Genomic DNA, 10,371 nt, shown 5'->3' on the forward strand with positions numbered 1-10,371 from the left:
GGAATTGGCGTTTGGTTTGCTTCTGAAGCTCTGACTGCGAAATCCATTTCCGATGCTCCGAATAGTGGTTCTTTGCGAGCTCTAAGCACATATTCCACACCTGGGCAGATTCGCGATTACAGGCATATAGTCGTTCGACATCTCGTTTCGAGGCATGGAAACGTACAAATTGAGCTCGAATCATGGAAGCACCTCCCTTTCCGGAACGTTTGTTCTATATCTTCAGTATACCATACATACGTTCCTTTTGGGGAAGTTTTTTGCATCAAAGTGATTAGAACAAACACATGCTCTTCCCAGCGAAAATTTTCGGGAAAGGCGTCATTCATCTCCCACCTGCTTCGCTGAGGAAGGAGACTTCTGACGCAAGTTGTTAAACAGCTCAAAGCGGGCATTGCATTCATCATACATTAGAAGGTAGATGAGGCATGCCCGCAACAAATACTATGTAACTCGACATGATTACATATTTTCATAACATGTCCAGATTTGGATTACACACCGAACGCCTGCTCGTTAGCCCCGTCAGCCGAACGAAGCGCTCCTCCTTCGTGAAGGGATATTCGCGCTCCCAAACGTTGGAATAGGCCGATCATATCTTCGTTCCCGCGCTCAATATGCTCCACTCCGGCGATCGTTGTTTTCCCTTCCGCAACTAGTCCGGCCATGATGAGAGACGTCCCTGCCCTTACATCGCTGGCATGAACGAAATTGCCCTGCAGAGGAGCCCCGCCCTGAATAAAGGCGCTGCCCTTCTTCAGTTCAATGTGCGCCCCCATTCTTCTTAACTGAGGCACATGATTGAACCTTTCCGGAAAAATTTTATCCGTTATGATGCTTCTGCCCGTGGCTAGAAGCAACAACGCTGTCAGCGGCTGCTGCAGGTCTGTCGCGAAGGACGGATACATTCCGGTCCGAATCCGGGTCGGTCTTAACCGAACATCTCCATATGCGGTAATGGACTTTTCCTTCGTTTCGATAATCAGTCCGATCTCTTTCAATTTAGCTAGGCAAGAAGCCAAATGTTCAGGAATGACGTCATCCACCGTCACAACCCCTTTGGTCATCCCTGCTGCCATCAGGAAAGCACCGGCAAGCAAACGGTCTGGAATAACCGCATAAGTACAGCCATTTAACCGTTTAACCCCTTCAATGCGAATGGTGTCCGTACCGGCGCCCCTTATCTTCGCCCCCATCTGGTTAAGCAGGTTTGCCGTATCTACCACTTCCGGATCCCGGGCGGCGTTATGCAGCATGGTAGTCCCTTCCGCCAGAACAGCGGCCAGCAGCGCGTTGATAGTGGCTCCGCAGGTAATCGTATCGAAGAAAATCGTATTGCCGGTCAGCTTATCCGCTTCCACCACGTAATAGGAATCATACAGGTGAACCTTGGCCCCCAGAGCACTCATTACTTTATGATGCTGATCAATAGGCCTTGATACGAAGTTGTCCCCGCCGGGGTACCCTATTTTAACTTTTCCCGTTCTCGCCAATAAAGCCCCTACAAAATAATAGGAGGAACGAAAAGCGGATGTTTTCTCCAGGCTTAAATCCGTTGATTGAAGACCGGAAGAGTCGACAACAACCTCTCCTGTTTCGGTCCTGTGAATGGAGATACCAATTTCCTGCGCAATTCCTTCAATTACACGGATGTCCAATATGTTAGGAATTCCTTGCAGGATTACCGGTCCTTCAGCCATGCAAGCGGCAGCAAGCAGCGCCAAGGAACTATTCTTCGATCCCGGAATCTTAACACTTCCTGATAGCGGTCCGGAAGGCTCCACCTCAATCCATCTCATCCGGATTCCCCCTTCTCTCGTTCATCTTTAGAAGTCAGATCATTATAGAACTTCTACTTCCATTCAGGAACCATCCCAAATTGGAATAGCCCGGTTTTACTTAGCTTAAATTTCTGTATGGTTGAAATTTTCGGACAAATTGCAGTTTTCTATACACTGCAGAGCCAACTTTATCTTCCATGTATCTGTTATTCATTCAACTGTAAGGCTCTCTATTATTATGGACAAAACAAAAATAAAATCAACTTGCTATCTATAGGTTATCCTAATTTCAGGTGAGCAAAACCAAAAAAATCGAATCATCCAAAGGCGTATAATTATAACCTTCGTGAGGAACTTTAAATTTCAGGGAGATTTCCCCAAAAAATTTTTTTTCGGAGGTTATTTATGATGGCCAAACCGGATGATCGTTCCGATAATGTCAAAAAGCTGCAGAGAAACGTGCAAAACACAATTGAAAACTTGGAAGAAGCTGAAGAATACGTAAATGAATTCGCCGGTGAAATCTCGTCCCGGGAACTAAACAACATTGAGCAAAAAAATGAGAACCGCCGCGAAAGCATTGACGCCTTCCGTGAAGAAATCAAGGACGAAGCGGAAGATCAGGGAAAAGCGTGATTCTGCTTCAAAGCATCGGGAGCAGGCCGGTTACGCGCAAACATGCTGTTCCGGGATGGCCCGGAAACAGCGTTTCCTTGCCGGCTGTCCCTTTATAATTCCCCGCCTGACAGGCAGATTCCTGCCAAGCAAACCCCATTTTCTAAAATCTGTGCTACACTTCCTCACCGGAATGGCTGAGTCTAGGAATTTCAATACTCCACAAATCCTCCGCCAAATAGGTCCGTCTAAAAATTTCCCGCGCTTCGGCTTCCAGCTGCTCGGCATCATCCTGATATCTCTGACTGATATGGGTTAAGACGAGAGTGCGCACTCCCGAATCTCTGGCGATTTCCGCCGCCTGCCTGGAAGTGGCGTGATAATATTTATGGGCCAGGTCTTCAAGTTCCCCTGAAAAGGTGGCTTCATGCACTAATAAATCTGCCCTCGCGGCCAATTTCTTGGCAGCGGCACAGTAACGGGTATCCCCCAAAATAGCAATCGTTCGGCCGCGCTGGCCGGGACCGATAAAGTCCTGTCCGTTAATAACGGTACCATCGTCAAGCCTCACGGATTGCCCCTTTTTTAAACAGCCGTATAAAGGGCCCGGAGGAACTCCTAATTTCCTCAGCTTATCCGCATCCAAGCTGCCGATCCGGTCCTTCTCCTCAATCCGGAAGCCGTAAGAATCAATCCGGTGCTCTAATTTATGAACGGAGACTTTGTATTCTCCTTCCGCAAAGAGCGCGCCTTCCTCTCCGATCTCAACAATTTCACAATCATAAGGGAGCCGGGCATCGCTTATATTTAATACAGCAGATATATATGATTTTATTCCCGGCGGTCCGTACACAACCAGAGGGGACTCCCCACCCTGATAACCCCGGCTGGTCAGCAGCCCGGGAATTCCATAAATATGGTCTCCATGTAAATGAGTAATGAACAGCCTATTTATTTTACCCATTTTTAACGGAGATTTCAATAATTGATGTTGAGTGCCTTCGCCGCAATCAAACAACCATATGCCCTCGTTCTCTTCCGTCAAGTCTAATGCTATGGCACTAACATTCCTCCGTCTGGACGGCATTCCCGCTCCCGTACCGAGAAAAACTATACGCATATCGGCTTCCCTCCTATCTTCCGTCATAACAGCAGCGGCACAGTGTTGCCTCTAGCTTATATTCAATAAGGTTGAGCGGCTCTTTTATAATGATGACTACAGTCATATTTTTTGCGGTGAACATACTTAGTTTAGGCTAAAACATGCCATCGTAATCAACTTTTCTGCATCTGAAGGGAGCATTATATATTATGTATATAAAGAAAAGGGTGCGAACGATTCGGCTATCCGCACCCTATTTTCAAAAATTATGACAAGCATTCGAAACATGCGGTTTCCCGTACTCTACTCTATCATGCCAAACTAAGAGGATATCCATAAGGAGCATTCCCGCACGATTTCCGGCAATTACACCTTGTCGACGTTAAAATACTGGGCTTGGGGATGGGCAAAGACCATGGCCGATACCGAGGCCTCAGGATCCATCATGAAGCCTTCCGTCAACTGAACACCGATATCTTCCGGCTGCATCAGTTCGAATAACGGCTGCTGATCCTCCAGATTCGGGCAGGCCGGATATCCGAACGAAACACGGATTCCCTGATACCTTGCCCCCAGGCGCTGCTTCATAGTCATTTCCGGAGAATCCGGGAATCCCCATACATCCCGCATGATATGGTGAATACGCTCCGCGAACGCCTCAGCTACCTCAAGCGCAGTGGCTTGCAGTGCATGTGAGCGTAAGTAATCTCCCTTGTCCTTCCATTCATTCGACAGCTCCCTTACCCCATGTCCTGCTGTAACAACGAGGAAGCCAACATAATCCATAACTCCGCTATCCACCGATTTCAAGAAGTCGGAGAGACACAGATGCGGTTCTACTATTTGGCGAGGGAAGCTGAAGGTTTTCAATATCTTGGAATGATCCTTCGGATCATAGATGATAATATCATTGCCATCCGATTGAGCCGGGAAAAACCGGTACATTCCGTGTGCCTTAAGGATTCCTTGCGTGTTGATCTCGTGGAAAATTCCATCCACCACTTCCTTAAGCTGAAGCGCCTTCGGGTCATTTTTTTGCAAGAGCTTATCGACCCCGCCGCGCAATCCGAGATGCTTGCCTAACAGCATTTCGAGATTCACATATGGAAGGAGATGGGTAATCGGATAATCGCGCAAGATGTGCCGATCCAAATCCGGCGGAATGTAAACGGGAGCATCCGGATTGATGGAGGCGCTTCTGGCCCTGGACGGGGCAGGCAGCTCCTTATCCTTCTTGCCCGATTCCTGAACGACAGATTCCTTCGCTTCTCTTAGCTGCTCGATCAACAGCTTCTTCTGCTCCGGATCGCTTAATTTATTGGCGAGATCGAGCCCCTCCATCGCGTCCTTAGCGTACAGAACCATGCCGTCATATTCGGGAGCTATTCTCGTCTTGGTAAATTTCCGCGTTAATGCGGCGCCTCCGACCAGAATCGGAACGTCTATTCCGGCCGCTTTGAGATCCTGTGCCGTCACAACCATCTGCTGGGCCGATTTGACGAGCAATCCGGAGAGACCGATGGCATCCGGTTTTTCTTTTTGGAAGGCCTCGATTAACTGCTCCGGAGGGACTTTAATCCCCAGGTTGATAATTTGATAACCGTTATTGGACAAAATAATTTCTACCAAATTCTTCCCGATATCATGTACATCGCCTTTGACCGTCGCCAGCAATATTTTGCCTTTGACTGCCGTTTCCTTCTTCTCCATGAACTGTTCCAGGAAAGCGACGGACGCCTTCATGACTTCAGCACTCTGCAGCACTTCCGCCACTATGAGCTCGTTATTGTTAAACAGCCGGCCGACTTCCTCCATACCGGCCATCAATGGACCATTAATGATATCCAACGGTGAATACTTGTTCAGAGCTTCCTCCAGGTCGGGAATGAGCCCTTCCTTCGTCCCTTCCACTACATAGGAAGCCAATCTTTCCTCAAGCGTAAGGTTGGACACTTTTTCTTTCTTGTCTACCTTTTTCTCACGGAAGAAAGCGACGAACTCCGCCAGTGTTTCATCACTGGTATCGAAGATCAGGTTTTCCGCCAGACGCCGTTCCTCATCAGGGATAGACGGGTACCGCTCCAGCTTCTCGGTGTTGACAATCGCATAATCCAGTCCGGCCTTGGTACAGTGATACAGATATACGGAGTTTAGCACTTCACGGCCGGCAGGAGGCAGCCCGAAGCTGACGTTACTGATGCCGAGAATAGTCTTACATTCCGGCAGCTGTTCTTTAATTAACCGGATTCCGTCGATCGTTGCCTTGGCGGAACCGATGTATTGCGGATCACCCGACCCTACCGGGAAGACGTTCGGGTCAAAAATGATATCCTCCGGGCGTACCTGATAATCGTTAACCAGCAAATCATAGGACCGCTTGGCCACTCTCAGCTTATCCTCCGCCCAAACCGCCATTCCTTTCTCATCGATCAGGCCGACGACAACCGCCGCGCCGTAACGATGAATCAACGGTACGACATGATTGAACCGTTCCAATCCGTCCTCGAGGTTAATCGAGTTAATCAGCGCTTTACCCTGGCAATGCTTCAAACCGACTTCAATAACGTGGTGATCCGTCGAATCTAGCATGATCGGCACCTTGATTTTCTTGACGACGTGCTGCATAAATTCAGCCATCACCAACGGCTCGTTCAGTTCGGTATCCTGGAGATTAATATCTACGATATGTGCTCCGTTCTTCACCTGCTGACGGGCTATTTCCGATGCTTCCTCGTATTTCCCTTCGAAGATCAGCCGCTTGAACTTGCGTGAGCCAATAACGTTGGTTCTCTCACCGACCATGATCGGACGGTTGCTGTCCTCGATATATACCGTTTCAATCCCCGATACCGCCGGCGGGTGATTGCCTGCAGCGGTTCTGGGTGAATACTCTTTAAGCAGATCAGCCATGGCCCGGATATGATCCGGTGTCGTTCCACAGCAGCCCCCGGCGATATTTAGCCAGCCCTGCTCGGCAAATCCGGCCATTTTCCTGGCAAGCGATTCGGGAGATTCATGATAATGCCCATTCTCATCAGGCAGACCGGCATTAGGGTAACAGCTGATGGCTGTCTTGGCCACATCCGATAAGGAACGGATATGATCCCGCATGAACTCCGGACCGGTTGCACAGTTAAGCCCGACGGAGATCGGGTTCAGATGCTCCAGCGATACGTAGAACGATTCAATCGACTGTCCGGCCAAAGTAGTGCCCATCGGCTCTATCGTGCCCGAGATCATAATCGGAAGCTTCACTCCCAATTCCTCGAACGCCCGGCGAATACCGATGCTGCCCGCTTTGACATTGAGCGTATCCTGGGAAGTTTCCAGCAAGAGTGCATCGACTCCCGCCTCGATCAAAGCCCGGGCCTGCTCATAATAGCTGTCCGCCAGCTCTTCGAAGGTAACTCCGCCCGTAACCGATAAAGTTTTGGTCGTAGGTCCCAGAGCGCCCGCAACATAACGGGGCCACTCAGGGGTAGAAAATTTGTTAGCTGCGTCTACGGCAAGCTTGGCTGCCGCTTTGTTAATTTCAGTCGCGCGGTCTTGAAGATTATATTCCGCTAACACGACACTAGTCGCTCCGAAAGTGTTCGTCTCTATAATATCAGCGCCCGCCGCCAGATATGCTTCATGAATGCGGGAGATGACATCCGGACGGGTCAACACAAGCATTTCATTGCAGCCGTCCAAATCCTCCCCGCCGAAATCTTCTGCACTTAACGGCTCCTGCTGGATCATAGTCCCCATGGCTCCGTCCAGGATAAGAATTTTTTTAGCCATTTGCTCTTGAATAGTAGGTTTTTGCAATCGATCTCTTCCTCCCCAGCGTCCAAAAGATGACAGTCATCATTTAACGAATATTTTAACTTTAAGTGTACCAAAATTTTCGGTTTTAGCAAAGAGGCTAATTCCAAGTAATTATATCAGCTTTATAAGAAATATTTCTCGCAAATCATCGACATCTACTTCTTGTTCATTTATAATACAAAATATACAGCAGTATTTATATTGGTTAATTGGAGGGTTTTCCTATGGCAGAAATTAGAATAAGAAATACCGGCGAACGGATTAGCGGCGAAGAGAAGGTCAAAGCATTTCTGGAAAACCAAGGTGTTCTCTATGAGCATTGGGATGCGGGCAAGCTTCCGGAAAACCTGCGTAATAAATTCGTATTGAGCGACGAAGAGAAGAAGGAAATCTTGAACGTGTTCGATTCGGAAATTCGGGACTTGGCTTCCAGACGCGGTTATTTGACCTGGGATGTGATCGCTTTATCCGATGCTACTCCGAATCTGGATGAATTGCTTAAGAAATTCGAGCAGGTTCATACCCATACCGAGGACGAAGTCCGGGCCATTGCCGCGGGCAACGGGATCTTCATTATTAAAGGCAGCGAGGATGTCGGTTATTTTGACGTAGAGCTGACAGCGGGCGACGTTATTTCGGTCCCGGAAGAGAAGCCTCACTTCTTTACCCTGATGGAAGACCGGCAAATTGTAGCCGTACGCCTGTTTATTGAAACCGAAGGCTGGATCGCTCATCCGTTCGAGGACCCCGAGTTCAAGAAGTAAGACGTTCCTTTCTTGAAAGAACAAACCACACTTTCCAATGAGAGAGTGTGGTTTTATTTTTGTTCAGCCTGTTATAGCGTATCGATAATTCCCTGAAGCTCCCTTAAGCTGCGAATCTCATAGCAGGGAACAATATCGTCGGTTCTGGACAGTTCATGGCGATTGATCCAGGCACACTTCATTCCTACCGTGTTGGCTCCGAGAATATCCGTCGTCAGCTTGTCACCGACCATCAGACCTTCGCTTGGCCCAATGCCCAGCAGATCCATGGCGTGATGGAAAATACCCGCATCGGGCTTGCCTTTCCCAAAGTCGCCGGAGATGACGATATGGTCGAAGTATGCGGCAAGCTCCGGCACACCGTCAAGTTTTTCCCGTTGTAAATCAGGCGAACCGTTCGTAAGAAGCAGCAAGGAATAATGTTGTTGAAGAGAAGCCAACACTTCGAAGGTTTCTTCATATACATAGGATCTCGAACGGCGTTCCGCTGGAAATCGCTCGGCCAATTCGGCGCCCAATGCTTCATCATCCACACCGGCTGCCTTCAGCCCGGCGGTCCAGGCATCTTTACGATATCGGGGAGCGATCGCATTCAACATGCGAAACTCCTCCTGTCGCCCTTCGGCAAAATTACCCCACAATCCTTCAAAAGGGTTAATTCCTATCATTTTGGTAAACGGATAGGTTTCATAAGACTCATACAAGGAACGGGCTTCCTCGCGCACGCATCGTTCCAGTTCCTTGTGCTCCAACTGCGGATAAACTTCCGCCGCTCTCTTGCAGGTTGCCTCGAAAGCTTCCTGAACACTGCGTTCATCCCAAAGCAACGTATCATCCAAGTCAAATAAAACGGCTTTAATGGCCATGCCCCTCTTCCTTTCAAACCATCGGCATCTTGATATAGATATGGCAATATAGTCATACTGAACACTAATAAGCTACTGCTTTTGCTGTGATTGAGCTTCCGTCTGGGTTGAATCCGTCCAGCGAATTCCATTCTTCTGGGCGAATGGCTTCAATTCTTCTTTCACCGCGTTCAAATCCATACGATGCATAAATTTGGAGTAGACCCATCTCATTCTTTTGGACTTGAACTGAATAATGACATAACCGGGCATAAAAGTGATTTCACTCACTTCCTCCGCGGGAACGGTCTTGTCCCCGCCAAACCGCCGGGAGGTTAATTCGGTCTTGCCAATCCCCAGCATCGGACGCCGTAGAAAGAAGATCATCAGCCCCAGCAGGAAATAACTGATGGCGATAAACCAATATGAAGCGTCTCCTTGATAATAGTCATAGAATAGAATTGTAAACATGATGGAAAAACCTATCAAGAAAAACGGCAGCATCCAGTTTCTTCCCAGAAATCTGCGAAAGGTCGCGGATTGGCTGTAAAGAACGGATGGTTTCCCCTGCTTGCGCCTGAGCCGATCTGTCTGTTTTCTATTTTTCTCCACCATTCTCTCCCATTTGCGGGACATGGCTGTTCCCCCTTGAAGCATTCGCTAGTTTTGTTCGTCTTCTACATATTTTATGCTGTCCAGCTGAACTTTTAAAGACTTTTTAAAAGCATCTATATATTTGCGGCGGAGCTGATTCCGCTCGATCTCTTCCGCATCCGTCAGCCCTTCGGCTTTGGCTTTTCTAGCAAGCTCATTAATGCGCTGAATCGTTTCCTCCATAGTCATCTTTATCCTTGCCTCCTATCTGCATCTGTCCATTCATATATCTGATCGCCAGTCTATAGGCGATTACCAGCTCACTCCACCATTCGAATGTTGATCTTTTACTGCTACAGCTCTGTTTTTATCCCGGGCTGCAGACATTTTTACACTGTTTCTACTTTGCCATTCCACCGGTTAAATGTCAAGATGACCAGACCCTATCGCGGCCCGGTCTAACAATGTACAAATCTGACATTTAATCACCTTAGGATCTATATATAAACGGATGCCCCTCAAAGTTCGGTTCCGTTTCAAAGATACTAGAACCGCCTTGATCAAACAGTTCTTTTCTTTGAAACAGCCCGAAATTATCTGCAATCCATACATTCTTACGAATAGAACGTACGTTCGAAATTTCTGTCTGAGGCTTCTGAGCGTGCGCTGACAAACCGGGGAAACGGGCTCAGCTCATTCGCTCCTCCCAAGTGCACTTGCGGAAAAAAGACGTTTCTTTCCGGGTAAAGCGTGCTTTCACTCACGATTAATAATATTAAATATTCATATCATTAATACTGGACAGTCAAAAGTTCTACAGCATTAAGAAGCGAGCGAATCGGCGTCAATATCAGTCGTTT

At 48.1% G+C, this 10,371-nt stretch carries 8 protein-coding genes and 1 pseudogene; 2 read left to right on the top strand and 7 right to left on the bottom strand.

What is annotated here, in order from left to right; all coding sequences use genetic code 11:
* Both ACFQ03_RS23735 and murA read right to left on the bottom strand, forming a co-directional pair.
* Positions 1 to 184 (bottom strand): annotated as a pseudogene (locus ACFQ03_RS23735) (RNA-guided endonuclease InsQ/TnpB family protein); the annotation flags it as partial.
* 310 nt (positions 185 to 494) lie between these two features.
* Complete coding sequence (gene murA / locus ACFQ03_RS23740; RefSeq protein WP_144933508.1) at positions 495 to 1,799, bottom strand: UDP-N-acetylglucosamine 1-carboxyvinyltransferase; 1,305 nt, start codon at positions 1,797 to 1,799, stop codon at positions 495 to 497.
* Between the two features lie 390 nt (positions 1,800 to 2,189).
* Here murA and tlp point away from each other — a divergent pair, with 390 nt between their 5' ends.
* A complete protein-coding gene (gene tlp / locus ACFQ03_RS23745; protein WP_144933515.1) occupies positions 2,190 to 2,417 on the top strand; it encodes a small acid-soluble spore protein Tlp in 228 nt (75 codons plus the stop codon).
* 154 nt (positions 2,418 to 2,571) lie between these two features.
* Here tlp and rnz read toward each other — a convergent pair whose 3' ends face one another.
* Entirely contained in the window at positions 2,572 to 3,516 is a 945-nt protein-coding gene (gene rnz / locus ACFQ03_RS23750) for a ribonuclease Z (RefSeq protein WP_144933507.1), read from the bottom strand.
* Between the two features lie 348 nt (positions 3,517 to 3,864).
* The gene (metH, locus tag ACFQ03_RS23755) at positions 3,865 to 7,308 is read right to left on the bottom strand and encodes a methionine synthase (protein WP_379291399.1); all 3,444 of its coding nucleotides are present in this window, start codon (positions 7,306 to 7,308) and stop codon (positions 3,865 to 3,867) included.
* A gap of 224 nt (positions 7,309 to 7,532) precedes the next feature.
* Here metH and ACFQ03_RS23760 point away from each other — a divergent pair, with 224 nt between their 5' ends.
* Positions 7,533 to 8,072, top strand: coding sequence for a 1,2-dihydroxy-3-keto-5-methylthiopentene dioxygenase (locus ACFQ03_RS23760; protein WP_144933505.1), 540 nt, complete (start codon positions 7,533 to 7,535; stop codon positions 8,070 to 8,072).
* A 71-nt stretch (positions 8,073 to 8,143) separates the two neighbouring features.
* Here the strand turns inward: ACFQ03_RS23760 and ACFQ03_RS23765 are convergent, their stop codons facing one another.
* The 3 genes from ACFQ03_RS23765 to ACFQ03_RS23775 form a co-directional block, all read right to left on the bottom strand.
* Positions 8,144 to 8,938 carry an HAD family hydrolase gene (locus ACFQ03_RS23765; RefSeq protein WP_144933504.1) on the bottom strand — a complete coding sequence of 265 codons (795 nt, stop codon included), beginning with the start codon at positions 8,936 to 8,938 and terminating at the stop codon, positions 8,144 to 8,146.
* Positions 8,939 to 9,010: 72 nt separating this feature from the next.
* Positions 9,011 to 9,553, bottom strand: coding sequence for a hypothetical protein (locus ACFQ03_RS23770; protein ID WP_144933503.1), 543 nt, complete (start codon positions 9,551 to 9,553; stop codon positions 9,011 to 9,013).
* Between the two features lie 24 nt (positions 9,554 to 9,577).
* Complete coding sequence (locus tag ACFQ03_RS23775; RefSeq protein ID WP_186328214.1) at positions 9,578 to 9,760, bottom strand: DUF896 domain-containing protein; 183 nt, start codon at positions 9,758 to 9,760, stop codon at positions 9,578 to 9,580.
* Positions 9,761 to 10,371: the final 611 nt, after the last annotated feature.

The organism is Paenibacillus residui, from assembly GCF_042677205.1.
Lineage (GTDB): Bacteria > Bacillota > Bacilli > Paenibacillales > NBRC-103111 > Paenibacillus_L > Paenibacillus_L residui.

Coding starts and splice junctions, on each gene's coding strand:
- ACFQ03_RS23775 (WP_186328214.1), bottom strand. CDS start 9,760: ATGACTATGGAGGAAACGATTCAGCGCATTAATGAGCTTGCTAGAAAA.
- ACFQ03_RS23765 (WP_144933504.1), bottom strand. CDS start 8,938: ATGGCCATTAAAGCCGTTTTATTTGACTTGGATGATACGTTGCTTTGG.
- rnz (WP_144933507.1), bottom strand. CDS start 3,516: ATGCGTATAGTTTTTCTCGGTACGGGAGCGGGAATGCCGTCCAGACGG.
- ACFQ03_RS23760 (WP_144933505.1), top strand. CDS start 7,533: ATGGCAGAAATTAGAATAAGAAATACCGGCGAACGGATTAGCGGCGAA.
- tlp (WP_144933515.1), top strand. CDS start 2,190: ATGGCCAAACCGGATGATCGTTCCGATAATGTCAAAAAGCTGCAGAGA.
- ACFQ03_RS23770 (WP_144933503.1), bottom strand. CDS start 9,553: ATGTCCCGCAAATGGGAGAGAATGGTGGAGAAAAATAGAAAACAGACA.
- murA (WP_144933508.1), bottom strand. CDS start 1,799: ATGAGATGGATTGAGGTGGAGCCTTCCGGACCGCTATCAGGAAGTGTT.